28 protein-coding genes are annotated in these 25,322 nt (G+C 68.6%); 18 read left to right on the forward strand and 10 right to left on the reverse strand.

What is annotated here, in order from left to right; translation table 11 throughout:
* A partial coding sequence (locus N8I71_RS12335) for a tetratricopeptide repeat-containing sulfotransferase family protein (RefSeq protein ID WP_262878292.1) occupies window positions 1-1,606 on the forward strand: 1,606 nt, incomplete at its 5' end.
* 86 nt (window positions 1,607-1,692) lie between these two features.
* Here the strand turns inward: N8I71_RS12335 and N8I71_RS12340 are convergent.
* The 4 genes from N8I71_RS12340 to lgt form a co-directional block, all read right to left on the reverse strand.
* Window positions 1,693-1,998: a hypothetical protein gene (locus tag N8I71_RS12340; RefSeq protein WP_262878293.1), complete on the reverse strand. Its 306-nt coding sequence runs from the start codon at window positions 1,996-1,998 to the stop codon at window positions 1,693-1,695.
* An 89-nt stretch (window positions 1,999-2,087) separates the two neighbouring features.
* Window positions 2,088-2,858, reverse strand: coding sequence for a peptidoglycan editing factor PgeF (gene pgeF, locus N8I71_RS12345; RefSeq protein ID WP_262878294.1), 771 nt, complete (start codon window positions 2,856-2,858; stop codon window positions 2,088-2,090).
* Window positions 2,859-2,890: 32 nt separating this feature from the next.
* Window positions 2,891-3,958, reverse strand: a complete 1,068-nt coding sequence (locus tag N8I71_RS12350) for a class I SAM-dependent methyltransferase (protein ID WP_262878295.1) — start codon at window positions 3,956-3,958, stop codon at window positions 2,891-2,893.
* Entirely contained in the window at window positions 3,955-4,866 is a 912-nt protein-coding gene (lgt, locus tag N8I71_RS12355) for a prolipoprotein diacylglyceryl transferase (RefSeq protein ID WP_262878296.1), read from the reverse strand. Before lgt ends, N8I71_RS12350 begins: the two co-directional genes overlap by 4 nt.
* A 145-nt stretch (window positions 4,867-5,011) precedes the next feature.
* Between lgt and N8I71_RS12360 the strand changes: the two genes are divergently transcribed.
* From N8I71_RS12360 to N8I71_RS12385, 6 genes are all read left to right on the forward strand, one after another.
* Window positions 5,012-5,260 carry an accessory factor UbiK family protein gene (locus N8I71_RS12360; protein ID WP_262878297.1) on the forward strand — a complete coding sequence of 83 codons (249 nt, stop codon included), beginning with the start codon at window positions 5,012-5,014 and terminating at the stop codon, window positions 5,258-5,260.
* Between the two features lie 155 nt (window positions 5,261-5,415).
* Complete coding sequence (locus N8I71_RS12365) at window positions 5,416-6,033, forward strand: DUF2726 domain-containing protein (protein ID WP_262878298.1); 618 nt, start codon at window positions 5,416-5,418, stop codon at window positions 6,031-6,033.
* Window positions 6,034-6,252: 219 nt separating this feature from the next.
* Entirely contained in the window at window positions 6,253-6,756 is a 504-nt protein-coding gene (locus N8I71_RS12370) for a type III secretion system chaperone family protein (RefSeq protein WP_262878431.1), read from the forward strand.
* 32 nt (window positions 6,757-6,788) lie between these two features.
* Window positions 6,789-7,601: a pyrroline-5-carboxylate reductase gene (gene proC, locus N8I71_RS12375; RefSeq protein ID WP_262878299.1), complete on the forward strand. Its 813-nt coding sequence runs from the start codon at window positions 6,789-6,791 to the stop codon at window positions 7,599-7,601.
* Window positions 7,598-7,936, forward strand: coding sequence for a tRNA-binding protein (locus tag N8I71_RS12380; RefSeq protein ID WP_262878300.1), 339 nt, complete (start codon window positions 7,598-7,600; stop codon window positions 7,934-7,936). Before proC ends, N8I71_RS12380 begins: the two co-directional genes overlap by 4 nt.
* Window positions 7,936-8,883 carry a 2-hydroxyacid dehydrogenase gene (locus N8I71_RS12385; protein WP_262878301.1) on the forward strand — a complete coding sequence of 316 codons (948 nt, stop codon included), beginning with the start codon at window positions 7,936-7,938 and terminating at the stop codon, window positions 8,881-8,883. The genes N8I71_RS12380 and N8I71_RS12385 overlap by 1 nt, the downstream gene beginning before the upstream one ends.
* A gap of 88 nt (window positions 8,884-8,971) precedes the next feature.
* On the opposite strand, the gene N8I71_RS12390 is transcribed toward N8I71_RS12385, so the two are convergent.
* Window positions 8,972-9,559, reverse strand: coding sequence for a thymidine kinase (locus tag N8I71_RS12390; RefSeq protein WP_262878302.1), 588 nt, complete (start codon window positions 9,557-9,559; stop codon window positions 8,972-8,974).
* A gap of 88 nt (window positions 9,560-9,647) precedes the next feature.
* Between N8I71_RS12390 and N8I71_RS12395 the strand changes: the two genes are divergently transcribed.
* On the forward strand, window positions 9,648-10,115 hold the full coding sequence (locus N8I71_RS12395) for a hypothetical protein (protein ID WP_262878303.1): 468 nt from the start codon (window positions 9,648-9,650) through the stop codon (window positions 10,113-10,115).
* A gap of 51 nt (window positions 10,116-10,166) precedes the next feature.
* Entirely contained in the window at window positions 10,167-10,868 is a 702-nt protein-coding gene (locus tag N8I71_RS12400) for a glutathione S-transferase family protein (protein ID WP_262878304.1), read from the forward strand.
* A 43-nt stretch (window positions 10,869-10,911) separates the two neighbouring features.
* Here the strand turns inward: N8I71_RS12400 and N8I71_RS12405 are convergent, their stop codons facing one another.
* Window positions 10,912-12,036 (reverse strand): beta-ketoacyl-ACP synthase III, encoded by a 1,125-nt coding sequence (locus tag N8I71_RS12405; protein ID WP_262878305.1) that lies wholly within the window; start codon window positions 12,034-12,036, stop codon window positions 10,912-10,914.
* Between the two features lie 220 nt (window positions 12,037-12,256).
* Between N8I71_RS12405 and N8I71_RS12410 the strand changes: the two genes are divergently transcribed.
* Together N8I71_RS12410 and N8I71_RS12415 are read left to right on the forward strand one after the other, a co-directional pair.
* Window positions 12,257-13,543 (forward strand): lipoprotein-releasing ABC transporter permease subunit, encoded by a 1,287-nt coding sequence (locus N8I71_RS12410; RefSeq protein WP_262878306.1) that lies wholly within the window; start codon window positions 12,257-12,259, stop codon window positions 13,541-13,543.
* A complete protein-coding gene (locus N8I71_RS12415) occupies window positions 13,536-14,216 on the forward strand; it encodes an ABC transporter ATP-binding protein (protein WP_262878307.1) in 681 nt (226 codons plus the stop codon). The genes N8I71_RS12410 and N8I71_RS12415 overlap by 8 nt, the downstream gene beginning before the upstream one ends.
* Window positions 14,217-14,349: 133 nt before the next feature.
* On the opposite strand, the gene N8I71_RS12420 is transcribed toward N8I71_RS12415, so the two are convergent.
* Together N8I71_RS12420 and N8I71_RS12425 are read right to left on the reverse strand one after the other, a co-directional pair.
* Window positions 14,350-15,300 (reverse strand): alpha/beta fold hydrolase, encoded by a 951-nt coding sequence (locus tag N8I71_RS12420; protein ID WP_262878308.1) that lies wholly within the window; start codon window positions 15,298-15,300, stop codon window positions 14,350-14,352.
* Complete coding sequence (locus N8I71_RS12425; protein WP_262878309.1) at window positions 15,300-15,593, reverse strand: SCP2 sterol-binding domain-containing protein; 294 nt, start codon at window positions 15,591-15,593, stop codon at window positions 15,300-15,302. Before N8I71_RS12425 ends, N8I71_RS12420 begins: the two co-directional genes overlap by 1 nt.
* A 105-nt stretch (window positions 15,594-15,698) precedes the next feature.
* Here N8I71_RS12425 and N8I71_RS12430 point away from each other — a divergent pair, with 105 nt between their 5' ends.
* The 6 genes from N8I71_RS12430 to N8I71_RS12455 all read left to right on the forward strand — a co-directional run bounded on the left by N8I71_RS12430 (window position 15,699) and on the right by N8I71_RS12455 (window position 21,399).
* The gene (locus N8I71_RS12430) at window positions 15,699-16,250 is read left to right on the forward strand and encodes a tetratricopeptide repeat protein (RefSeq protein WP_262878310.1); all 552 of its coding nucleotides are present in this window, start codon (window positions 15,699-15,701) and stop codon (window positions 16,248-16,250) included.
* 31 nt (window positions 16,251-16,281) lie between these two features.
* A complete protein-coding gene (locus tag N8I71_RS12435; protein WP_262878311.1) occupies window positions 16,282-19,242 on the forward strand; it encodes a helicase-related protein in 2,961 nt (986 codons plus the stop codon).
* Between the two features lie 7 nt (window positions 19,243-19,249).
* On the forward strand, window positions 19,250-19,636 hold the full coding sequence (locus tag N8I71_RS12440; protein WP_262878432.1) for an RNA-binding S4 domain-containing protein: 387 nt from the start codon (window positions 19,250-19,252) through the stop codon (window positions 19,634-19,636).
* 168 nt (window positions 19,637-19,804) lie between these two features.
* Window positions 19,805-20,140 (forward strand): ferredoxin FdxA, encoded by a 336-nt coding sequence (fdxA, locus tag N8I71_RS12445; protein WP_262878313.1) that lies wholly within the window; start codon window positions 19,805-19,807, stop codon window positions 20,138-20,140.
* Window positions 20,141-20,452: 312 nt separating this feature from the next.
* Complete coding sequence (locus N8I71_RS12450; protein ID WP_262878314.1) at window positions 20,453-20,965, forward strand: CarD family transcriptional regulator; 513 nt, start codon at window positions 20,453-20,455, stop codon at window positions 20,963-20,965.
* A 143-nt stretch (window positions 20,966-21,108) separates the two neighbouring features.
* Complete coding sequence (locus N8I71_RS12455; protein WP_262878315.1) at window positions 21,109-21,399, forward strand: glycine zipper 2TM domain-containing protein; 291 nt, start codon at window positions 21,109-21,111, stop codon at window positions 21,397-21,399.
* On the opposite strand, the gene cobS is transcribed toward N8I71_RS12455, so the two are convergent.
* Window positions 21,396-22,169, reverse strand: a complete 774-nt coding sequence (gene cobS / locus N8I71_RS12460) for an adenosylcobinamide-GDP ribazoletransferase (protein WP_262878316.1) — start codon at window positions 22,167-22,169, stop codon at window positions 21,396-21,398. The two genes, N8I71_RS12455 and cobS, sit on opposite strands and share 4 nt — an antisense overlap.
* A gap of 91 nt (window positions 22,170-22,260) precedes the next feature.
* On the opposite strand from cobS, the gene cobT reads away from it, so the two are divergent.
* Window positions 22,261-23,292, forward strand: coding sequence for a nicotinate-nucleotide--dimethylbenzimidazole phosphoribosyltransferase (cobT, locus tag N8I71_RS12465; protein ID WP_262878317.1), 1,032 nt, complete (start codon window positions 22,261-22,263; stop codon window positions 23,290-23,292).
* On the opposite strand, the gene N8I71_RS12470 is transcribed toward cobT, so the two are convergent.
* Window positions 23,289-25,256 carry a monovalent cation:proton antiporter-2 (CPA2) family protein gene (locus N8I71_RS12470; protein ID WP_262878318.1) on the reverse strand — a complete coding sequence of 656 codons (1,968 nt, stop codon included), beginning with the start codon at window positions 25,254-25,256 and terminating at the stop codon, window positions 23,289-23,291. The genes cobT and N8I71_RS12470 overlap by 4 nt on opposite strands.
* Between the last annotated feature and the right edge of the window lie 66 nt (window positions 25,257-25,322).

Below are 25,322 nucleotides of genomic sequence, written 5' to 3' on the forward strand. Positions count from 1 at the left end.
TGCGGCGGTCGCGGCGCTCGAGACGGCGGCGGCGCGGGCCCCGGGCGACGCCGATATCCTCGCCGATCTCGGGCGGGCGCTCGGGCGCGACGGGCGGCCGCTTGCCGCGCTCTCGCGTCTCGACGCGGCGACGCTGGCGGTCCCGGGGGGCGCGTCTGCCGAGATCGCCCGGCGCAAGGCCACGGTCCTGCGCGACATATGCCGCGAGGCAGAGGCGGAGGCCGTCCTCACCGCCGCGTCGGGCGCGGGGCAGGCAAAGGCTCCGCTCCTGCGCGATCTCGCGTTGACGCGTGCCGCGCTGCGCGATGTGCCGGGCGCCGAGGCAGCCGCCCGCGACGCCATGCGCGCGCAACCGGCGCTGGCCCGGAGCCTGCCCGCAGACCTCGCCGCAGCCCTGTCCGAGGAAGGCGAGATCGATGCCGCGATCGCGCTTCTCGATGCCGAGATCGCGCGCCGACCCGACGATGCCGACCTCCTGACCCGGCGCGGCCAGCACCGGCAGACCGCGGGCGACCTCGAAGGCGCCGAGGCCGATCTCGTCCGTGCCACCGAGATCGCGCCGCAGGCCGCCGAGGCCTATCGCGCCTATGCGAACGGCCGAACCTCGTCAGCCGACGACCCCGTGGCCCGCCGTCTCTCCGAGCAACTCTCCCGCGTCGACCTGTCTGCGCAGGCCCGCCGTGTCATGGCCTTCGCGGCGGCGAAGTTCGCGGCCGACCGGAAGGACACCGAGGCCGAGACCGCGCATCTGGAACGGGCCAACCGCCTGATGGCGCAGGCCTTCCCCTATTCCTTCGATGCCGACCTCGCCACCGCGCGCAAGCTCGTCGCGGACTGGCCCTCGCTGCGGGAGATCCGGGCCGAGGGGCCCTCCGATCCGGTGATCTTCGTCACCGGGCTGCCACGGTCGGGAACCACGCTGGCCGAAAGCATTCTCGCGGCCCATCCGCTGGTCACGGCGGGGGGCGAGATGCCGTTCCTGTCGCGCGCGCTTGCGCCCGCGCTCGAGGGCCTGCGGGACGGTGCGCCGGATGCCGCCCGCTTCGCCGAGGCGGGCGAGCGCTACCTGCAGGCCGCGCGGCGGCGCACGGGGGCGCCTCCGGTCATCGCGGACAAGGCGATTTCCACCTTCTCGCGCATCGGCCACGCCGCGACGGCGCTTCCTGGCGCGCGCTTCGTCGTGCTGCGTCGCGACCCCCGTGACACGGGTCTGTCGCTCTGGCGGAACATGTTCCCCGAGGGATTGCACCGCTATGCCTACGATCAGGTCCAGATGGCGCGCTACATCCGGTTGCACGAGGCGCTTGTCGCCTTCTGGGCCGAACACCTGCCCGACCGGGTCCATGTCCTAGACTACGAGGCTCTGACAGCCGAACCCGAGGCCGAGACGCGGCGGCTCGTGGCATTTTGCGGCCTCGACTGGGACCCGGCCTGCCTAGCGCCCGAGGCCGCGGAGCGAAATGTCGCGACGCTGAGCTTCGCGCAGGTGCGCAAGCCCATCGGCCGCGGCTCGGTCGCGGGGTGGCGGCGGTTCGAGGCCGGGCTGGCCGACCTTCTGGCGGAGCTCGATCGGACCGGCCCGCCTGATCTGCTTGCGACCGACTGAGGACGCCGCGTCCGGACATGCGAAGGGCGGCCGTTCTGGCCGCCCCCTTGCAAGCGTTCGCATTGTTTTCCGTGCAGGCTGCGGATCTATTCCGCCGCCGCGACGCTGTCCGGCTTCACCGAGGCCCGTTTCGGGCGATGCTGACGATTCCATGCCAGCTTGATCTCGCCTTCGTTCTTCTTCGCTTCTTCGAGAACGGTGCTCATCCAACGAGGGGTCTTCATTTGCCTGTATTCCTTTGCCGTGACATGCGCCCGAGTTTCTTCCGGACTTGAGCGCAGGATGCCGCGGCAATCCGGCAGTCTTGCGGCATGAACCGCTAACCTGGGGTAAAAACTCGGGGCAAAAATGCGGCAGATTTTGCCGATCGCCGGCCTTGCTGCATTGGTCATGACCGATCGGCGTCGGGTGTTCGTGGCAGCCCCGTGGCGAATGCCGCCCGATCCTTGCCGCAATCTCCCGTCGCGGCCCCGAAACGGGCCTAGAGGCGAATCGCCGAGAGAAGCCGCCCGTAATCCGCTTCGCCCCGGTGCGTCGCCCGCCGGTAGGAATAGAACCGGTTCGCGTCGCGGTAGGTGCAGTGCCGCGTCCACTCCGCCCCGGCGATCTCGGCGTCCCTCAGCCGCTTGAGGCCGTATCCGGGCAGATCGAACAAGTACTTGCCGCTGGCGCCGTTGATGAAGAACCGCGCGTTCTCGGGGTCGTCGTCGCAGAAGCGTTCGAGGAATTCCTGCCCGACTTCATAGGCGGCCTGGCTGATCGAGGGGCCGATCGCGGCGCGGATGTTCTCACGCCGCGCGCCCTGCGCCTCCATTTCCTCGATCGTCGCCTCGAGGATGCCGTCGAGCGCGCCGCGCCATCCGGCATGGGCCGCGGCGATCACGCCGGCCTCGGCATCGGCGAACAGGACGGGCTGGCAGTCGGCGGTCAGAACCGCGATGGCCAGGCCCGGCGTCGTGCTGACGATGGCATCGGCGCGCGGCCGGTCGGCGGGGGGCGCGTCGAGCGTGACGGCGGTCGCGGAATGGACCTGGTTCACGGTCACCAGATGCGTCGGGGGCACGTCGAGGGCGCGCGCGGCCCGGTCGCGGTTCATGGCCACGATCTCGGCCTGGTCGGAGGAACCGCCGCCGCAGTTCAGGCCCTCGAATATCCCGGACGAGGCCCCCCCGCGCCGCGAGAAGAAGCCATGCCTCACGCCGTCGAGAACGGGCGAAGTCAAGATTTCAAGGCTGACGGTCACGGCGGTCATGGGTGCGCTGGGCGGTCTCCCTTCGGTCCGGCTCACTCCGCGAATCCCGGCGGGGCCGCGGCGGTGTCAGGCACAATTGCGAGCACCCGGAAGAGGTTTCCCATTTCCTCGGGGTGCGTCAACCGCCTGTGTGCGGCGATGTGAGACTCCAGCGCCGGGCCCGAAAGGCCGTGCGCCAGCGCCTGCGCCCGCGCGGTGATGCCAAGGCGTTCGAGGAACACCCCTTGCGGAACAAGCGAGGTCGCCCGCGCGGGGCGCGCTGCGCGGGCCAGCGGCCCGAAGGCCACATGCGCGGTCAGGTCGGCGCCGCCCGGGTCTGCCAGCGGATCGGTGGGCGCATGGCCCGCCATGGCCTGGAACGTGTCGCCGATGCTCTCGGCGTCGCCGTAGTCCACGATCAGCGCCGCGCCGCCGTGGTTTGCGATCCGCCGTCCGACCCCGCCCGCGATGGCCTCTGCCGGGGTGCAGGTCTCGACGATCTGGCCTTCGGCCGTGTCGGCAAGCCGCCCCTCAAGCGCGGCGAACGGGGTCGCGGGCGCAAGGCCCATGACCAACGCGCCGTCGCGGGCGCCGACGACGCGCTCGTGCCAGGTATCGCCCTTCGCGCGCTGGAACTGCCGGATCGGCAGGGCGTCGAAGAACTCGTTGGCGACAAGCAAAAGGGGGAGGTCCGGAACGGAATCCACCGTGTCGTGGAACCGGGGCGCGTGGGGGGCAAGTGCCGTCTGCTGCACCTTGCGCAGATGCGGCGAGGCTTCCACGAGGTGCAGGCGCAGGGCGTCGTGGAACCCCGGCACGCGCGCGGTGGCCCGGAGCGCGTCGGCCATCAGCGTGCCGCGCCCCGGCCCCAGTTCCACCAAGGCCACCTCTTCCGGCGCGCCCTGGTCGAGCCAGACCTGCGCGAGCCAGAGGCCGATCAGTTCGCCGAACATCTGCGAGACCTCGGGGGCGGTGATGAAGTCTCCCGCGCGGCCCAGCGGATCGCGGCGCGTGTAGTAGCCGTGCTCGGGGTGGAGCAGGCATTCCGTCATGTACTCGGCCAGCGTCAGCGGGCCTGTCCGCGCGATCCGTGCAAGCAGCCTGTCCTTGAGGTGGCTCATGCCGCGCGCCGCGCCCGCGAGATCAGCCAGAGCCCCAACAGGATCATGGGAAGCGTCAGAAGCTGGCCCATCGTCAGCCCGACCGACGGCGCGAATTGCAGGGCGAAGCCGGTCGGATTGCCGGGGCTTGCGAATTGCGCGTCGGGCTGGCGAACGAATTCCACGGCGAAGCGCGACAATCCGTAGATCACGAAGAACATCCCCGTCAGCGCGCCCGGTCGCTTCAGCCAGCCGCGACGCCACGCGAGCCACAGCAGGACCGATCCCATCAGGAGGCCTTCGAGCAGCGCCTCGTAAAGCTGCGAGGGATGGCGGGCGCAGACGGCATCGAGACCCTGCAGCAACATGCCCTCAGGGCCCGGGCAGGCCTGCGCCGCGTCGCCGGGGAAGATCACGCCCCAGGGCATGTCGGTCGGCCGACCCCAGAGCTCTGCGTTGATGAAGTTCGCGACGCGGCCGAGGCCGATCCCGATGGCCACGACCATGGACATGGCGTCGGCCACCTGCAGGGGCGGAACGCCGTTCCGGCGGCAAAAGAACGAGACGGCGACCGCCACGCCGATCAGCCCGCCATGAAACGACATGCCGCCCTCCCAGATGCGAAGGATCGACAGGGGGTCCGACAGGTATCCGCCGGGGCTGTAGAACAGCGCATAGCCGATCCGCCCGCCGAGGATGACGCCGAGAACGACAGCGGTCAGCAGGCCCTCGACCTGCTCGGGCCGCATCGGCGGCGTGTCCGCTGGCCAGAGCGCGGGCCGCTTCACCGCGCGCACGATCAGCCACCATCCAGCCACGAGACCCGCGATATAGGCAAGCGCGTACCAGCGCAGGGCGAAACGAAAGTCTCCGATCTCTATGGCGAAGAGCTCCGGCGAGATGTCGGGGAAGGGGATGGCCAGGATCATGGTCGGTCGGCCCTCCGGCCTGCGGTGTCGTTCCGGCGCCGCCCTGCGCCACAGCTTCGGGGATGCGTGGCGGCCGCGGCGAAGTCAACCTTGATCCCGGCGTGCCGCGCGGCCATATCAAGGCGGCCAGACCAGGGAGACTCCGATGCAGACGCGCAACCGCCTCATGGAAGATGTCAGCCAGTTGATGACGAACGCGATGGGCGTGGCCCAGGGCGCGCGCGCCGAAGCTGAGACGGCCGTCAACTCCATGATCGACCGCTGGCTTGCCGACCGCGACTTCGTGACCCGCGAGGAATTCGAGGCCGTGCGCGCCATGGCTCAGAAGGCGCGCGAGGAGAACGAGGCGTTGAAGGCCCGCATCGCCGCGCTCGAGGCGAAATCCGAGGGCTGACACCCGCCACACTCGTGGTCCGCCGAAACCGGCGCTCCGAGCCTGAAAACGACACGGATTTTGCCCCGTGCGTGCCTCATGGCCGCCCACCCTTTGGCCACATTCGCCTGTAAACCGAAAAGAAGTGTTTTGGTTTCCTTCGAAGGTGTTCGACCATGGGCGACAGTCTTCTGTCCATTTTGCTGGCCCCCGCCGCCATCCTGCTCGCCGTTGCGACGGTCGCGGCCATTGCGGTTGGCATGCTTGTGATGCGTGCCCGCCGGCGCCGCATGCAGCGTCGTGCCGACCGGCGTCGCCGGAAGGCCGAAACCGAGCGCGTGGAAATGGCGGCGGTCGAGGCGGTCTCGATCGAGATTCCGCGGGCCTATCCGATGCCCGTCATCGAAGTGATCGAGGAGCGCGTGTTCGACCAGCTCGACGACCTGGCGGCCCAGAGCGTGATGGGCCACCGCGTCCTGCCCCGGCTTTCGCTGAACGCCTTCCTCTACATCGGCTCCAAGGGCGTGTCCCGCGCCGAGGAGCAGGAGGCCAAGCGCATCCTGTCGTCGCGCCAGGTCGATTTCCTGGTCGTCGATGGCGACTGGCAGCCGGTCGTGGCCGTCAACCTCGAGCGTGACGCGCTGGCCTCGCAGGATGACGACGGTCTGGAAGCCGAGATCTGCGTCGATGCCGGCGTCGCCTATTTCACCGTTGCCCCGAAGGGCCTTACGGATGCGCAACTTGCGGAAATCCGGGCCTGCCTCGGTCGTGCACAGGCGGTTGCGGCACAGTAATCCCCACTCCGCAATATATTGTGGGTAACGCCAGAATTCGGCGTTGCCCTCCTTTCCGTCACAAAAATACTTCTTTACAGGTTGCCCAAGTCGCCGCACGATATCTTGTAGGGGCCGGGCGCTGTCCGGCGACCCCTAGCAAAGACACCCAGCCATTGGTGGGAGTCTTGGATGCATAACCAAGGCCCCGCACGGCTGCCGAACAACGAGGCCTGGGCAATGTCGCATTCCGAGCAGTATCTGGACGTCGAGGACATCCATCCCATCGATATCGTGGAGTCGCTCGCCACCCATCACGAGTGGGATTTCGACCGCGTCGCCGACGACCAGATCGCGATGGCGATCGAGGGGCAGTGGCGGACCTACTCGGTCACGCTGGCGTGGTCGTCCTATGACGAAACGCTGCGGATGATCTGCACCTTCGACATGGATCCGCCCGAGGCGATGCGCCCGAAGCTCTACGAGACGATGAACCTGGTGAACGACCGCTGCTGGGCAGGCGCCTTCACGTGGTGGGCGTCGCAGAAGCTGATGGTCTACCGCTACGGCCTTGTCCTGGCCGGCGAACAGCTTGCATGCCCCGACCAGATCGCCTGCATCGTCGAGACGGCGGTTCTGTCCTCCGAACGCTACTACCCGGCCTTCCAGCTCGCGCTCTGGTCGGACCGCACCCCGGAAGAGGCGATGCAGGTCGCCATTGCGGAGGGCTACGGCCGCGCCTAGTCTCCGCCCCCGGAGAAATCAGGGGGACAGAGATGGCGTTTTCGGAAATCGCGCGCCGTGGCCTCGTCATGCTGGGCTGCGGCAAGATGGGATCGGCGATGCTGGAAGGCTGGCTGGACCGCGATCTGCCGCCCACCTCGGTATGCGTGATCGACCCGCATCCTTCAGACTGGCTGAAGGGGCAGGGCGTGTCCCTGAATACCGCGTTGCCGCAAAGCCCTGCCGTCGTCCTGCTGGCCGTGAAGCCGCAGATGATGGCCGAAGCGCTGCCGACCGTGGCACGTTTCGGGGGCGGTGCCACCCTGTTCCTGTCGGTGGCCGCGGGCACACCCATTGCCACGTACGAGACCACGCTGGGTGCGGGCACGCGCATCGTCCGGGCCATGCCCAACACGCCGGCGGCTATCGGCCAGGGGATCACGGCCATCGTCGGCAACGATGCCGCCGGCCCCGAGGACCTGGCCTTGGCCGAGGCGCTCCTGTCGGCGGTGGGTCAGGTTGTGCGCCTCGATACCGAAGACCAGATCGACGCGGTCACGGGCGTTTCGGGGTCCGGTCCGGCCTATGTCTTCTACCTGATCGACGCCCTGGCTGCCGCGGCCGAGGCCGAGGGCCTGCCGCCCGCGCTTGCCATGAAACTTGCGAAGGCGACCGTTGCCGGCGCGGGTGCGCTGGCCGAAGCGGCAGCGGAGACACCCGAACAGCTGCGCATCAACGTGACAAGCCCGAACGGCACCACGCAGGCCGCCCTCGAGGTCCTGATGGATGCCGAAGACGGGCTTGCGCCGCTGATCCGGCGCACCGTCGCCGCCGGCGTGGCCCGCAGCCGGGAACTGCGCGGATGAGCGAGATTTCGTTCGACGATTTCCTGAAGGTCGATATCCGCGTGGGCACCGTTCTGCGCGCGGAACCCTTCCCCGAGGCCCGAAAGCCCGCGATCCGGCTCTGGATCGATTTCGGCCCGCAGATCGGGGAGAAGAAGAGCTCGGCCCAGATCACGGCCCATTACACGCCCGAAGCGTTGATCGGACGGCAGGTCATGGCGGTGGTGAACTTCCCGCCCCGCCAGATCGGGCCGATGCGCTCGGAGGTTCTGGTGCTCGGGGTATCGGATCCAGAGGGCGGCATCGTGCTGCTCGCGCCGGATCTGCCAGTCCCGAACGGCGAGAGGATGCATTGATGAAGCTGCTGATTTCCCGTCGCCTGCCAGAAAGCGTCATGGCCGAGGCCGCGGCGCGGTTCGACGTGACATGCCGGGCCGTGACGACGCCGATGGATCACGCGGAATGCGTGGCCGCGCTCGGGGCCTACGACGTGGTTCTGCCGACGCTGGGCGATGCCTTCCGCGCGCCCGCCTTCGCCGAGGCACCGGGGCCGCGCTGCCGGCTCCTGGCGAACTTCGGGGTCGGTTACAACCATATCGATGTGGATGCGGCGCGCGCGGCGGGCGTGGCCGTAACCAACACGCCGGGCGCGGTGACGGACGCGACGGCGGACATCGCGATGACGCTCATCCTGATGACCGCGCGCCGCGCGGGCGAGGGCGAGCGGTTGCTGCGTGCGGGTCAATGGACCGGATGGCACCCGACGCAGATGCTGGGCCTGCACCTGACGGGCAAGACCGTGTGCATCGTGGGCATGGGCCGTATCGGTCAGGCCATCGCGCGGCGCTGCCATTTCGGCTTCGGCTGCCGGATCGTCTACGTGAACCGCTCGGCGAAGGACGTGGAATTCCCGGCCGAGCAGATGGAGATGGAGGCGGCCCTGGGCCTGGCCGACGTCGTCGTGCTGGCCACGCCGGGCGGTGCGCAGACGCATCACCTGATCGGGGCCGGGGCCTTCGCCGCCATGCAGCCCCATGCGATCTTCGTGAACATCAGCCGCGGCGACGTTGTGGACGAGGCGGCGCTGGTCGCGGCGCTGGAGGCCGGCGAAATCGGCGGCGCGGGCCTCGACGTCTACGAGTTCGAGCCGCAGGTTCCGGCCGCCCTGATCGCCATGGAGAACGTGACGCTCCTGCCGCATCTCGGGACCGCGGCGCTGGAGGTGCGCGAAGACATGGGACGCATGGCGCTTGCCAACGTGATCGCATTTGCCGAAGGGCTGGAGCTGCCGAACCCGGTGTGAGGTGGGCGCGGTCGAAGGGGGGCGTCTGCCCCCCGCCGCCTGCGGCGTCTCCCCCCGAGAGTTTTCATGCCAGGATGAAGGACCGGGGCTAGGCCGGTCGGTCGCCCGTCGCCTCGCGGAAGTGGAGGCGGCACAGCGAGACGTAGCGGTCGTTGCCGCCGACCTCGATCTGCGCGCCCTCGGTCAGCGCCTTGCCGTGCTGGTCCACCCGGATCACCATCGTCGCCTTCTTCCCGCAATGGCAGATCGTGCGCACCTCGCGCATCTCGTCGGCCAGCGCGAGGAGGGCGGCGGAGCCCGGAAACAGCTCGCCCCGGAAATCCACGCGCAGCCCGTATGCCATGACCGGCACGCCGAGGTCATCGACCGCGCGGGCCAGCTGCCAGACCTGCTCGCGCGTCATCCACTGCGCCTCGTCGATCAGGACGCAGGCGCAGGGGCCCTGCGCAAGCCGCGCCTCGATCTTCGCGAATAGGTCGTCGGATTGCGTGTAGGTATCGGCCTCCGCCGCGATGCCGATGCGGCTGGCGATGCGGCCCATACCGGCGCGGTCGTCGAAGTTCGCGGTCAGCAGGTAGGTCTGCATCCCACGTTCGATGTAGTTGTAGGAGGCTTGCAGAAGCAGGGTCGATTTGCCTGCGTTCATCGTCGAGTAGTGGAAGTAGAGCTTGGCCATGGCGTGCTTCTGCCGCACGGCCGCGGCGGGGGCAAGATTGACCGGGTCGGCCAAAGCGGCTTTGGTGCCGGGAAAACGGGGAAACGGCATGACGGACGCGGCGCGGCTCTATCTCAAGCGGCATACCGAGCGGCTTATCAAGGACGTGGGCTACGCGGCCGCCTGCGAGGTGACGGGGCGGTCCAAGGCGACCTTGGGCCGCTACTTTTCCGAGGACGAGAGCCATTCGGAGCGCTTCATGCCGGTGGATGCGGTGGCCGCCCTCGAAGCCGCGGCCTCCTTTCCCCACGTGACCGCGGCGCTCGCGGAACTGAACGGCGGTGTCCTGTCCTATGGGTCGGACCGCCGCAACGCCGCGCGCGGCGGCGAGGGGGTCAATCCGCACGTGATCGCGCTCAGCCAGCGCTTCGCGATCCTGATGGCCGAGTATCATCAGTCGATCGAGGACGGTGTGATCTCCGTCAACGAGGCGCGGCGGCTACTTGCGGAAGTCCTCGAGTTGCAGAGGGTTCTCGTGGAAATGAAGCTGAAACTCGAGGCGGACAGTCGTGGGTGAGGCCGGGGTGAACGACCTGCGGACTTTCGCCCCCGACATGATGTCCGGGGCATGAGCGCGCCGCCAATGCTCACGCTCTACCATGCGCCGGACAATGCGTCGCTTGTCCTTCGCCTCGCGCTCGAGGAGGCGGGACTGGCTTACGAGACCGTGCTGGTGGACCGCGCCGTCGAAGCACAGAAGGCACCCGCCTACCTCGCGCTCAACCCGATGGGACTGATCCCGACGCTCCTAACGCCCGAAGGACCGATCTCGGAAACCGCCGCGTGTCTCCTTTGGCTTTCGGAAACCTGTCGCGAGGCCGGGCTCGGGCCCGCCCCGGGCGCACCCGGGCGCGGCGCTTTCCTGCGCTGGCTGTTCTTCCTGTCGAACACCGTTCACGCCGACCTGGTCCGCCTATTTCATCCCGAGCGCTACGTGCCCGCCGAGGCCATCGGGGCGCATCACGAGATGACGACACGCAGCCTTTCCGCACATCTGGCGATCCTCGACGACGTCGCGCAGGCCGAGCCGTCGCTGTTCGCCCCGCCATCGGCGCTCGCGCTCTATCTCGGGACGCTGATGCGCTGGTCGGCGCTCTATCCCGTGTCCGGGCCGCGCTGGATCAGAAAGGAGGATTACCCGGCGCTTCGGGCGATGCTCGAGGCGCTCGAGGCGCGGCCCGCCGTGCAGGCCGCCGCGCGGGCCGAGGGACTGGGCGAAAGACCGTTCACCGCGCCCCGGCTTCCGCAGCCCCTGGAGGGCCCAACTTGATCCGGCGGGGCCCCGATCCGGTCCGGCCGGGACGCTGCCGCGGTCAGGCGCGCCTTTCGAGGATCACGGATCCGACCGAGTAGCCCGCGCCGAACGAACAGATCAGTCCCAGGTCGCCCGGTGCCATGTCCTCGGAATGTTTCGAGAAGGCGATGATCGACCCGGCCGAAGACGTGTTGGCATAATCCTGCAGGATGTTCGGCTGTTCGCCCGGCTCGGGCTCGCGGCCAAGCACCTTCCTGCCGATATAGTCGTTCATGGTCTTGTTGGCCTGGTGCAGCCACAGCCGTCTCAGGTCGTCCGCGGCCACGCCGTCCGCCGCCATGTGATCGGCGATGTGGGCCGAGACCATCGGCAGGACCTCCTTGAAGACCTTCCGCCCGTTCTGCATGAACTGCATGTCGCGGCGGTCTTCCATCTGGCCCTCGCGGGTGCGCCGGAGAAAGCCGTTGTTGTTCCGGATGTTGTTGGAAAACACCGTTTCGCATCGGGTGGAGCGGATGCGGAAATGCGGACCTTTTGCCAGGTCCTCGCGCTCAAGAACAACGCAGGTGGCGACATCGCCGAAGATGAAGTGGCAGTCCCGGTCGCGCCATTCCAGGTGCGCCGAGCAGATCTCGGGGTTCACGACAAGGGCGCGGGCGATGCTGCCCGAGCGGATCATGTCGGCGGCGGCCTGGATGCCGAAGGTGGCCGAGGAACAGGCCACGTTCATGTCGAAGGCGAAGCCGCGCGCGCCCAGAAGGTCCTGGATCTCGATGGCGACGGCGGGGTAGGCGCGCTCGTGGTTGGAGGCGGCGCAGATGACGGCGTCGACATCGCTTGCGTCAACGCCGGCCATGGAAAGCGCCTGGTGGCAGGCATCGAGCGCCATTTCGGCCATCTGGCCCGGCTCCTCGTCGGCGCGGGCGCGCAGCCAGGGGTGCATCACCTCGGGGTCGAGGACGCCGGTCTTGTCGAGGACATGGCGCTGCTCGATGCCCGAGGCGGCGAGAATGAACTCGCTGGACGAGTGGGCCTTGGGCTCGACCTCGCCCGCCGCGATTGCCTCGGCGTGGCGTTCGTTCCACCGGTCGGCATAGGCGTTGAAGGCGGCCACGAGTTCGTCGTTGGTGATGACCTCGGACGGGGTGAAGACCCCGTGTCCGGTGATGGCTGGCTGGTGCATGTCTCTCTCCGGCGTGCGGTGCCAGATGCGCGCGAACGGGCCGATGCGTCAAGGGAGGGCGGCAGAGCCGTGGAGGACGCGCGTTTTCCGGGCCGGTTTCCCTCGTGAAACCGATGCCTTCGCGCGCGGGGTGCGATGCGCCGCACCGCGGGGTCCCCGTCCTTGACACTTGCGCGAAACTGGCCACCTTGCGCCCATCGAGCAAGAAGGAGCCAGTCCCATGGCCGCCTCTCCGCCGCCCTTCTCCGGCTACGAGTTCCTCATCGCCTGGCGCTACCTGCGCGCGCGCCGCGCCGAGGGGGGCGTGAGCGTGATGACCTGGATCAGCTTTCTCGGCATCGCGCTGGCGGTGGCCGCGCTCATCGCGACGCTCGCGGTGCGGACGGGCTTCCGTTACGAGTTCGTCGGCACGATCCTGGGCGCGAACCCCCATGTCAGCGTCTACGACGTGGCCGAGGTCGAGGCGGACGGCCGCGTCGACCGGACGCTCGAGGATTACGCCGAGGTGGCCGCGGGCGTCGCGGCCCTGCCGGGCGTCGCCCATGCCGCGGCGGTGATCCGCGGGCAGGTCATGGCCACCCACCAGGGCCGGAACGCCGGCGTCGAGGTCGTGGGCATCTCGCCCGGAGACCTTTCCGCGATACCGCTTGTGGCCGAGCCTGAAGTCGCCATCGGAGATATCGGGCGGTTCTCGGAAGGCATCGCGATCGGGTCGGGCGTGGCGCGGGAGCTCGGGGTCAATGTCGGCGACAGCCTTCGCCTGATCTCGCCCGACGGGGCGCGCACGCCCTTCGGCACGAGCCCGCGCGTCTCGGCCTACGAGGTGGTCTACATCTTCCAGGTCGGACGCTGGGACATCGACCGCATCCGGGTCTACATGCCCTTTGCCGAGGCGCAGACCTATTTCAACCGCGACGGCGTGGCCGACGAGATCGAGGTCATGCTGGACGATCCCGAGAGCGCGCGCAGCATGGTCCTGCCGATCCTAGAGGCGGCGGGGGGCGATGTCTCGATCTGGACCTGGGAGGACAGTTCCGGCGCGTTCCTCCAGGCCCTGCAGATGGAGGACAACATCATGTTCATCATCCTCTCGATCCTCGTCCTGATCGCCACGATGAACATCGTCTCGGGCCTCATCATGCTGGTGAAGAACAAGTCCCGCGACATCGGCATCCTGAGGACCATGGGCCTGTCGGAGGGATCGGTCCTGCGGGTCTTCTTCCTATGCGGCTCGGCCATCGGGGTGGCGGGGACGATCGCGGGCGTGGCGCTGGGCTGCGCCTTCGCGATCTGGATCGACCCGATCTTCGATTTCGTGAACTGGATCGCGGGCGGCGGGGTCTGGGACCCCTCGGTGCGCTTCCTGTCGAGCCTGCCGGCGCGGCTCGAATGGGGCGATGTCCTTTCGGCCGTCACGCTGTCGCTGGGCCTGTCGTTTCTCGTGACGATCTTTCCGGCGCGGCGGGCGGCGCGGATGAACCCGGTGGAGGCCCTTCGCTATGAGTGAGGCGCCGGCCCTGCGCCTCGGCGGCGTGGAAAAGGTCTACAATGCCGGCCGGCCGAACGAGGTGCGCGTGCTGCGAGGCGCTTCGGCGGAGATCGCGGCGGGCGAGGTCGTGGGCCTCGTCGCGCCTTCGGGGGCCGGGAAGTCCACGCTTCTGCACATCGCGGGGCTGCTCGACACGCCCGATGCCGGGACGGTGGAGATCGTGGGGCAGGACGTGGGCGGCGCGTCGGACAAGGTGCGCACCGCGGCGCGCCGGGGGCTGGTGGGGTTCGTCTACCAGTTCCATCACCTCCTGCCCGAGTTCACCGCGGCAGAGAACGTGATCCTGCCGCAACTGGCCCATGGCATCGCCCGGAAGGACGCCGATGCGCGGGCGGCGATGCTTCTGGACCGCGTGGGGCTGACGGGGCGCGCGGAACACCGGCCCGCGGCGCTTTCTGGAGGCGAGCAGCAGCGCGTGGCCTTCTGCCGGGCGCTCGCCAATGCGCCCCGGCTTCTCCTGGCCGACGAGCCCACGGGGAACCTCGATCCGGAGACCTCGGACCGTGTCTTCGACGTCCTGATGGAGCTTGTGCGCGATACGGGAATGGCGGCACTGATCGCCACGCACAATCCCGTGCTCGCGGCACGGATGGACCGGGTCCTGCATCTCGACCAGGGGGTGCTGGCCTGAGGGCGGGCCGGCGCGGCCTCGAGCGTCCCGCCGGGACGCCGCTCGGCCGCGCCGCGGGGGCTCTGCCCCCGGCGCCATGCGGCGCTCCCCCGGAGTTTCCGGCCAGGATGAAGGGATGGGGCCGCGCCTGACGTCAGGCGTTGGTGTCGAAATGCGCGATGATCGCGTCGAGCGACCGGCGGCGGAGTTCGGGCGCCTCCATCAGGACCTCGTGGCGTGCGCCCGACAATTCGAGCAGGCGGCCATTCGGCCAGGTCCGCATCCGCGTGCGGATCGCGGGCACCTCGACGATGCTCTCGCTGCTGCCGAAGATGGTGAGCGCGGGAACATCCGGGGCCGGCATCGCCATCAGCGCGCGCGTCTCTTCCAGCGCCGCCTTGACCCAGAGAACCGAGGGGCCGCCGAGCACAAGTTCGGGGTGCTCTTCCATCTGCCGGGACATGTAGTCGAACTGCGCCCGGTCCGTCGTCAGCGGATTTTCGGCGAATTCCATCGGCTGCCAGGGCCCGGTGGTCGGCGCGAAGGTGGTTCCGAAGCCGAGCGGCCCGGCAAGCCCCAGCACGATTCCGGCGATGGATTTCAGGAACGGGGTCATCTGGATGCCCCACATGGGCCCGGTGAAGGCCGCCCCGCGCACGGGCAGCCCGTCATGGAGCGCGCGCAGCCCGATCGCGCCGCCCATGGAATGGGCCACGATGTGGAACGGCCCGGCGACCCCGAGCGTGTCGAGCGCCGTCCGGAACGCCTCCACGTCCTGGCGGTATTCGTCGAAGCTGACGACGTGGCCCATGTCGCGGCGATGTTGCGGCCGGTCGGCGAGGCCCTGGCCGCGCCAGTCGAAGGCGACCATGCCGAAGCCCGCCGCCGCGAGGTCGGCCGCGACACGGCCGTATTTCTCGAGATACTCGGTACGGCCGGGGAAAAGCAGGACCGTGCCTTTTTCGCCGGCCGGCCAGATGCCGAGGCGCAGCCGCGTGCCGTCCGCACTCGTCACCCACCAGGCTTCCGCGCCTTCGGGCCCCTCGGCCACGTCGGAGAGGAAGGGCGCGGGTGCGGGCGCGGTCATGGCCACGGCGCTCTGCATCAGGCCAGCGCCGAGCCGAGTTTCATCGCCGTGCCCATGTCGCCGTCGAGCTTCAGCTTGCCGGACATGAAGGCGGAGGTCGGGTTGAGGTCGCCCGCGAGGATGTCCTGGAACGTGTCGGCATCGGCCGTCATCGTCACGTCCGCCTCGTCGGCATCGGTTGCCGCCCGGACGCCCGCGCCGTCAACAATCACGGCGCCCTCGCCTTCGATCACGAACTTGGCGGAGCCGTCGAAGGCACCGCCGAGCTTTGCGGAAATGGCGCCCACGGCGGCGTCGATCACACTGCTCATATTCCTGTCTCTCCCGTTTCGCTTCTGCCGTTCCGGATGGGCAAGCGGCGATGATCACTTCGCTTTGATATGGAATGCCGCACCGGGAATGCTACACTCCCCAACATGGCTTTTCGCGCATCCATTCTCAATCTTGTCGTCGCGGCAGCGATGTGCGGGATTCCCGCCATTGCGGCCGCCCAGGCAAGTTCCGACGAACTGCTCGACCGGCTCGCCCTGCCGGACTTGCGCAACTGGGACGTGGTGGAGCAGCAGCTCTACCAGACCTGGTCGCGGTCCGGGTCGGCGTCCGCCGACTATCTCCTGCGGCGCGGGCGCGAGGCGCTGGAGGCCGACGACCTCGAAGCGGCCTACGATCACCTGACGGCCCTAACAGATCACGCGCCGGAATTCGCCGAGGGCTGGAACGCGCGCGCGACGCTTCTTTACCACATGGGGGCCTACGGGCCGTCCATCGCCGATATCCAGCGCGTGCTCGCGCTCGAGCCACGGCATTTCGGGGCGCTGACGGGCCTCGGCATCATGCTCGAGGAGATGGGGGAACTCGACGCCGCGCTGGCGGCTTTCCGCGCGGCGCATGCTATACATCCCCACCGCCCCGACATAGAAGACGCCATCGGCAGGATCGAGCAGGAACTGGAGGGCCGCACGCTCTGACAGGGCGCCGCGGCCGCCGGAAGGGGGAGCGATGAGGGACTTCAGTCCCGCCACGCGCGGTCGTGTCGCCGCCGTCCTCGGGCCGACCAACACCGGCAAGACCCACTACGCGATCGAGCGGATGCTGGCGCACAGGACCGGCGTCATCGGCCTTCCGCTGCGCCTGCTGGCGCGCGAGGTCTATGACAGGATCGTCAGCCTGCGGGGGCCCTCCGTCGTCGCGCTCGTGACGGGCGAGGAGCGGATCGTGCCGGCGCGGGCGCAATACTGGGTCTGCACGGTCGAGGCGATGCCCATCGGCAATGGCGCCGACTTCCTCGCCGTCGACGAGATCCAGCTATGCGCCGACCTCGAGCGAGGGCATGTCTTCACGGACCGACTGCTCCATGCGCGCGGGTTGCACGAGACGCTGTTCCTCGGCTCGGACACGATGCGGAACGCCATCGCCGCACTGGTGCCGGGCGTGCAGTTCATGCGGCGCGAGCGGATGTCGGAACTCACGCATACCGGCTCGAAGAAGGTGAGCCGGATGCCGCCGCGGAGCGCCATCGTCGGGTTCTCGGTCGAGAACCTCTATGCGATGGCGGAGCTTCTGCGGCGCCAGAAGGGCGGGGCGGCGGTTGTCATGGGGGCGCTGTCCCCGCGCACGCGGAACGCGCAGGTGGAGCTCTACCAGAACGGCGACGTGGACGTGCTGGTGGCGACCGACGCGATCGGCATGGGTCTGAACCTCGATATCCGGCATGTGGCCTTCTCGGGACTGAGGAAGTTCGACGGGCGGCGGATGCGGGACCTCGCCCCGCACGAGTTGGCGCAGATCGCGGGGCGGGCCGGGCGGCATACGAATCCCGGCAGTTTCGGCGTGACCGGCGAGGCGCCTCCCCTCGCCGACGACGTGGCCGAGGCGATCACGAGCCACCGATTCCCCCCCGTCCGCAGGCTGCAGTGGCGGAATTCCGAACTGGAATTCGGAACCGTGGGGCGGCTGATCGGCTCGCTGGAGGAGCGGACCAACAACGAATGGCTGAGCCGCGCCCGCGAGGCCGACGATCTCATGGCGCTCAGGGCGCTGTCCGATCGCGAGGAGATCGCGGGGCGCATCCTGTCGGCCACGGATGTCCGGCTTCTCTGGGACGTCTGCCGCATCCCCGATTTCCGCGGGATCAGCCATGCCGAACATGCCGATCTTCTCGGCCGGATCTTCGGCTTCCTGAATGACGGGACGCGGGTCCCCGACGACTGGCTCGCCCGGCAGGTCAAGCGGATCGATCGGACAGAAGGCGACATCGACACATTGTCGAAACGGTTGGCATATATCCGCACATGGACCTACGTCGCCCAGCGCACGGGCTGGGTCGAGGACGAAATCCATTGGCGTGAGGCGACCCGTGCCGTAGAAGACCGCCTGTCGGATGCGCTTCACGGAGCGCTGACCCAGAGATTTGTCGACCGCCGCACCAGTGTGCTTCTGCGGCGGTTGAAGCAGAAGGAGAGCCTGGTGGCCGAGGTGACAGAGAACGGCGACGTGACGGTGGAAGGTCAGGTCCTTGGCCGCATCGAGGGGTTCCGGTTCCAGCAGGACGATACTGCGGGCCCGGACGAGGCGCGCACTCTGCGCCAGGCCGCGATGGCCGCGCTCCGGCCCGAGTTCCATCTGCGGGCCGACCGGATGTACAACGCGCCCGACACGGCTTTCGAGATGAACGAGGCGGGCGGGTTGAGCTGGAACGGCATCGCCGTCGGCAAGCTCGTCTCCGGCCCCGAGCCCATGAAGCCGACCGCCGAGGCTTTCGTCGAGGACGATGCGGGCGCCGAGGTCATCCAGAAGGTGCAGCGCCGGCTGCAGCATTTCGTTGACCGCAAGATCGCGGCGCTGTTCGAACCGCTCCTCGCGATGTCGCGCGACGAGGCGATCGGCGGGCTCGCCCGCGGCGTCGCCTTCCGTCTTCTGGAGGGCTACGGGATCGTGCAGCGCGCCGAGATCGCCGACGACATCAAGTCGCTCGACCAGGAGGCGCGCGGACAGCTTCGCAAGCATGGGGTGCGCTTCGGGCAGTTCACGATCTTCCTTCCGGCTCTGCTGAAACCCGCGCCGACGCGGCTGAGGTTGGTGCTCTGGTCGCTTGAGAAAGGGCTGGGCGAGGTTCCCGAAAGCCCGCCGCCGGGCCTCGTGACGATCCCGCACGAGACCGACCGCGCACCGGGCTATTACACGATGTCGGGCTACCGGCCCGCCGCATCGCGCGCGATCCGCATCGACATGCTGGAACGGCTCGCCGACATGCTCCGTGGGCAGGATACCCGCGGCGGCTTTGAGGCGACGGCGGACATGCTGTCGATCACCGGCCTGACGCTGGAGCAGTTCGCGGACCTCATGGGCGGCCTCGGCTACCGCGCGGAGCGTGGCGAGAGGCCAAAGGTCAAGGCCGACCCCGCCCCGGCGCCGGAACCGGCGGCCACGGACGCGCCCGAAACCGTCGACGAGACGGCACTGGGCGAGGCGCCGCCGACCGGCCTCGAAGGGTCCGACACGCCGGACCCGACACCCCAGGAAATGCCGGTTGAGCCGCCGTCCGAGACGCCGCCGACACCGCCGGCGGAAACACCCGCCGACATGCCCGACGAGGCCCCGGTGGAGACCCCGTTCGAAGTTCCGGGCGGCATGCCGGGCGAGGAGGCCGTCGCGTCCGATCCGGTCGAGACCGAGGTCTTCTACACCTTCACCTGGGCGCCGCGGCGCCGCGGGGGCGGCGGGCGTGACGCGGCACGCGAGGGCGCGCGCGACACCAACCGCCAGCCGCGCCGCGCCGAGGGCGGAAAGCCCGGTGGACGCAGGCCGCGCGACGGCAAGCCCGGCGGGAAGCCCAAGGGCAAGGGTGGCAAGCCGGAAGGCGACAAGCCGCGCACCTACAGCGCCCGTCCCGAAAAGCCGGCGAAGATCGATCCCGACAACCCCTTCGCCGTGCTCGCGGCTCTGAAGGACCGGACCTGAGGGCGCCCTGACCGATCCCGGCAGGCCAACCGACCGCATCGACCGCTGGTTGTGGCAGGCGCGGTTCTTCAAGACCCGAAGCCTCGCGGCGCGTGTGGTGGCCGGCGGCCTGCGTGTGAACGGCGCACGCATCACGAAACCTGCCGCTCCGGTTGGTCCGGGCGATGTCCTCACCTTCACGCAGGGGCGGGCCGTGCGTGTCGTCCGGGTCCTCGCGCTTGGCCAGCGGCGCGGCCCGGCCTCCGAGGCGCAGGCGCTCTACGATGACCTTGCGCCGCCCGCGGCCGGGGACGGTGACGACCCGGCCCCCTCGACCTCCCGGACGGGCCCTCGCCCGACCAAGAAGGACCGCCGCCGCATCGACGATATCCGGGGGGGCGAATCCGAGGGATGAACCTGCGGCGAAAAGGTCCTTCCGATGGCGCCATCGAGGGCTTGCAAACTGTCAACGTGGATTTACACTTGGCTTACAGACCGCCCGAAAGCTGCGGCAGGACCTCGCCTTGCATCGCGCGAGGCCCTCGCGTAGCAGACGGGCAGAACGACCAGCCGAGGAGCGCTCATGACGTATGTCGTGACCGAGAACTGCATCGCCTGCAAATACACCGATTGCGTCGAGGTGTGCCCCGTGGACTGCTTCTACGAGGGTGAGAACATGCTGGTGATCCACCCCGACGAGTGCATCGATTGCGGGGTCTGCGAACCCGAGTGCCCGGCCGACGCGATTCGCCCCGACACCGAGCCGGACATGGAGAAGTGGGTCGAGTTCAATCGGAAGTATTCCGAGATGTGGCCGGTCATCGTGACGAAGAAAGATCCGCTTCCCGAAGCGGACGCGCTTGACGGCAAGCCCGGCAAGATGGACATGTTCTCGGAGGCGGCGGGCGAAGGCGGCTGATCGGGCATCGCGCCGATTCGCCGGCGACACGGATCGCATGGCCGCCAGTGCACTGCCGGGCGCAGGGATTGCGCGGAAACCCCCCAGGATTTGCGGGGCCCTTCGCCTGTGGCGCGCGAATCTTTGAAACTTGGCGATTTCGTGCTATATGTCTGTCACATAGTTGACTGTCCGAAGCACCGTGCGGGTCTGCCAACCCGCCCTCCGTTCAGCGCGAATCGAAATGCACGTGGAAAACGATGGTTTTCCGCTCGCATTTTTTTCGCCTGACAGATGCGGCGCGCCCATCGGACCGGGGAAAAGGAAGTGCATATGTCGAAGTCGCGGAAATCGCAGGAGTTCAGCCCTAACGATTATGTCGTTTACCCGGCGCATGGCGTGGGCCAGATCGTCTCGATCGAAGAGCAGGAGATTGCCGGCCTCAAGCTGGAGCTGTTCGTGATCTCGTTCGAGAAGGACAAGATGACCCTGCGTGTTCCCACCGCCAAGGCGGCAGAAGTCGGCATGCGCTCGCTTTCGTCGCCCGACATCGTGTCCAAGGCGATGGAAACCCTCAAGGGCAAGGCCCGCGTGAAGCGTGCCATGTGGTCGCGTCGTGCGCAGGAGTATGAACAGAAGATCAACTCCGGCGACCTGATCTCGATCGCCGAGGTCGTGCGGGACCTGCACCGTGCCGACGACCAGCGTGAGCAGTCCTATTCCGAGCGCCAGCTTTACGAAGCCGCGCTTGAGCGGCTGACGCGTGAACTGGCGGCCGTCAAGGGCATGGACGAGGCCGGCGCGCAGCAGCAGGTCGATGCCGTCCTGACGGCCCGCGCCGCCTGAGCACGTAAATTCGCATCGGCAATTGTTGGCCGATGAGAGAATTGGCCCCGCACACGATTTTCGTGGCGGGGTCTTTTCATGTTACCATAGGCGTTCGCCGGTCCGACTCTGCGAGCCGACGCAATGCCCATGGGAGATTTTCAATGCACCGTGTGACCGTTTCCGCCCTTTTCGCCGCCGTACTCGCGCTTGCCGGGTGCCAGAACATGACCCAGCAGGACCAGTCCGAATTGTTCGGCGCCGCGCTGGGCGCGGGTGCCGGTCTGCTTCTGGCCGATGCCTTCGACGCGAACCCGCAGTGGACGGTCGTCACGGCGCTTGCCGGGGCCGCCGTCGGGCAGCAGGTGGCCCGCAACAATTCCACCGGGGAGTGTGCCTATTACGTCGGGCGGGATTCGCTTGGCCGGCCCGTCTACCGCACCGGCCCCTGCTAGGCGACGAGCGACACGACAGCCAGCAGCGCCGCGATCTCCGCGGCCTGCTGCGATGCCCCGAGGACGTCGCCGGTCTGCCCGCCAAGCTTTGCCCGGGCGACCGCCGCGACGGCACTTGCGGATGCGCCCGCCGCAAGCGCCGGGACGAGTCCCGCGCCACCGAGCGCGACGATGCTCCCCCCCAGGGCCACCGCAACGCCAAGGGCGACCGCCGCGATGGGCGGGTGGCCGACATGGACGGCCAGCCCATCCTGCCGCGCGAAGGGCAGCGAGCCCATCACCGCCGCCATCGTGGCCCGTGACAGCATGGCCGCGGCAAGCATCGCCGGAAGCGCGAAATACGCCTCGTACAGGAGCGTCATCGCGGCCCATCGCATGCCGAGACCGAGCACCAGCGCGATCACCCCGTAGCTTCCGATGCGGCTGTCCTTGAGGATTTCCATCCGCCGGGCGCGCGTGTGGCCGCCCCAGAACCCGTCGGCGCAGTCCGCGAGGCCGTCCTCGTGCAGCCCGCCCGTCAGCACCACGAGGGTCGCCAGAGCCGCGCCCGCGGCGACCACGGGAGGCAGGCCGAGCGCCTCCAGTGCCGCCCCCGCCGCCCAGGCCAGCGCCGCGACCAGCGCGCCTGCAAGCGGCCATGCCCAGGCTGCCCGCGCACCCCGGTCGGAGGCGAACGCCCCCGGCACCGGCAGTCTTGTCAGGAGCATCAGCGCGGCCCCGGCATCGCCGGGGTGGATCAGGGCGGTGGAGGGGGGCGAACTCGGTGCCATCGCGGGTGGGCCTTTCTGCCGCACGGGCAATCCCGGTTTGACTGGCTAGACACCATGAAACGTCGACCCAGGCAATGGAGCACGACCCGCCATGACCGATGCCGCCTCCGGTCCTCTCCCCCGTACCTCCGCCGACCTGCGAGATCTCCTGCGGGCCGCGCCGGCGCCGGACGCCACCGCGCTGGAGGCCGCGCTGGCCCGCAATACTCAGCTCACCAAACCACCGGGCGCCCTCGGGCGGCTCGAGGATCTGGCGACCTGGTATTGCAGCTGGCGGCGGGATCCGCGCGCACGGGTCGAAGCGCCCCAGGTCGTCGTCTTCGCCGGAAACCACGGTGTCACGGCGCAGGGCGTCAGCGCGTTTCCACCGGAAGTCACGGCCCAGATGGTGGCGAATTTCGCCGCCGGCGGCGCCGCGATCAACCAGCTGGCCGGGCTGGCCGGGGCGCGGCTGGACGTCCACGCGCTCGACCTCGACCGGCCGACGGAGGATTTCACCACTGGGCCCGCGATGGATGAGGCCGCCTTCGCCACGGCGCTCGCCGCGGGCTGGGAGGCGGTCGACCCCCGAGCCGACCTGCTCGTGACGGGCGAGATGGGGATCGGAAACACCACCGCCGCCGCGGCGATCGCCCATGGGCTGTTCGGCGGAACCGTGGGCGAATGGACCGGGCGGGGCACCGGCGTGGACGATGCGGGCCTTGCGGCCAAGACGCGGGCCGTCGCGGCGGGCATCGCGGCAAATGGCGCGGCGCTGTCCGATCCGCTGGAGGTCCTGCGCTGCCTCGGCGGCCGCGAGATCGTCGCCATGGCCGCTGCGATCGCCCGCGCGAGGTGCCTCGGCATCCCCGTCATTCTCGACGGGTTCATCTGCACGGCCGCGGCCGCCTGTCTGCATCAGGCCGTGCCCGGTGCGCTCGACCATGCCGTGGCGGGCCATGTCTCGGCCGAGCACGGGCATAGCAATCTTCTGGAACGCCTGGGCAAGGCGCCGCTTCTGACGCTCGGCATGCGGCTTGGCGAGGGGTCCGGCGCGGCGCTGGCGATCCAGGTGCTCAAGGGCGCCCTCGCCTGCCATTCCGGCATGGCGACTTTCGCCGAGGCGGGTGTCGCGGAGGGTTAGCCGCCGCCCGGTCGCGGTCGCCGCGCCGCGGTCGAGCGCTGAACGCCCGAAAGCGCGCTTGCGTCGCCGCGTGGGCGCCACCCGGTTTCCGGCGCTTCCTCCGACGTGGAGTCGAGCTGCGCCATGAGCGCGGTCTCGAGGTTGTTGTTCAGCTCGCGCGCCCGTTCGACATAGGCCTCGTTCTCCGAGACCGGCACGCCCGGTTTCCATAGCTCGGCCAGTTCCCGGAGGTTCTGCCGGTCGTGCCGGTAGAAGGCCGTCTCCATCTCGTGGGCTTCATAGTCCGTAAGTCCCACATCTTCGAGCACGTAGCGCGCCGCGCGAAGGCTCGAGTCGAACATCTCGCGCACGATGTGGTCGGCGCCCGCGTCATAGAGTTCGTAGACATGCAGCCGGTCATGGGCCCGGGCCGTAATGGCGATGTCGGGCCGGAGGCGACGGGCGTAGCGCACGAGGTCCACCGCCGATTTCTGGTCATCGACCGCGACGACGAGCACCTTCGCGGTTTCCAGCCCCGCCGCCTTCAGAAGCTCGGGGCGCGTCGGATCGCCGAAATACCCCTTGAAGCCGAAGCGCCGCATCAGCTGGATCGTGGCAAGATCGTTGTCGAGGACCACGGTCTTGTAGCCCGAGGCCTGCACCATCCGGTTCACGACCTGCCCGAAGCGTCCGATCCCGGCAATGATGATCGAGGCGTGTTCCTCGATCTCGTCGGGGCTTTCGTCGTCCTTGTGATTGTCATGCGAAAGCCGTTTGCCGATCCAGTCCGAGGCGATGAAGGCAAGCGGCGTCAGCAGCATCGAGAGCGCGATGACCAGCAGCAGGATCTCCCCGATCCGCACCGGGAACACCGCCTGCTGCAACCCGAACGATACCAGCACGAAGCCGAATTCGCCCGCCTGTGCCAGCGACAGCGTGAACAGCCACTTGTCCCGCCCCTTCAGCCGGAACACGAGCGCGATACCGAACAGGATCAAGCCCTTCAGAAGCATCAGCCCCAGCGTCAGTCCGAGGATCGTGAAGGGGCTGCCGAACAGCGTGCCGAAGTTTATGCCCGCACCGACGGTGATGAAGAACAGGCCAAGGAGCAGGCCCTTGAAGGGCTCGATGTCGGCCTCGAGTTCGTGGCGGAATTCCGAGTTCGCCAGAACCACGCCCGCGACGAAGGCGCCGAGCGCGGGCGAGAGGCCCACGAGGATCATCAGGAAGGCGATGCCGACCACGATCACCAGTGCCACGGCCGTGAACATCTCGCGCAGGCGGCTCTGGTGGATGTAGCGGAACAGGATCGGCGACAGATAGCGCCCCGCAAGGATCACCACGACGACGGCGCCCAGCGTGACGAGCGTCACGCCCCAGGCGGGCAACCCCTCCACGAGCGACATGGTGTGATGCCCGTCATCCACCGCTCCGCGCTGGATCGAGCCGTCTTCCGAGAAGGCGACGGCGGTCGCGGTGGCCAGAAGCGGCAGGATCGCGAGCGCCGGGATCACGGCGATGTCCTGGGTCAGAAGGACCGAGAAGGACGACCGCCCTCCTTCCGTCCGCATCAGCCCCTTTTCCGTCAATGTCGTCAACACGATGGCGGTCGAGGACAGGGCCAGCGTCAGACCGATGGCGAGCGATGTCTGCCACGGCACCCCGAACGCGTTCGCCGCCATGGCGATCGCTGCCGCCGAGAGGACGATCTGCGCCCCGCCGATGCCCAGGAGTTTCTTGCGCATTTCCCAAAGCGCCTTGGGGTCGAGTTCCAGGCCGATCAGGAACAGCATCAGAACGACGCCGAATTCCGCATAATGCTGAAGGTCCTGCGTCTCTGACCCGACCAGCCCGAGGATCGGCCCGATCGCGATGCCCGCGATCAGGTATCCGAGCACGGACCCGAGGCCGAGCCTCACCGAGAGCGGCACGGCGATGACCATCGCCGTCAGATAAATGGTGGCCTGTAGAAGGACGCCTTCCATGATGCTCCCGTAAGTTTTGCGCGCCCCCCGAGCCTAGTCCCCCGGCCCCCGCGAAGTCTACGCGCC

Source organism: Roseicyclus sediminis, assembly GCF_025515305.1.
Classification (GTDB): Bacteria; Pseudomonadota; Alphaproteobacteria; order Rhodobacterales; family Rhodobacteraceae; genus Roseibacterium; species Roseibacterium sediminis.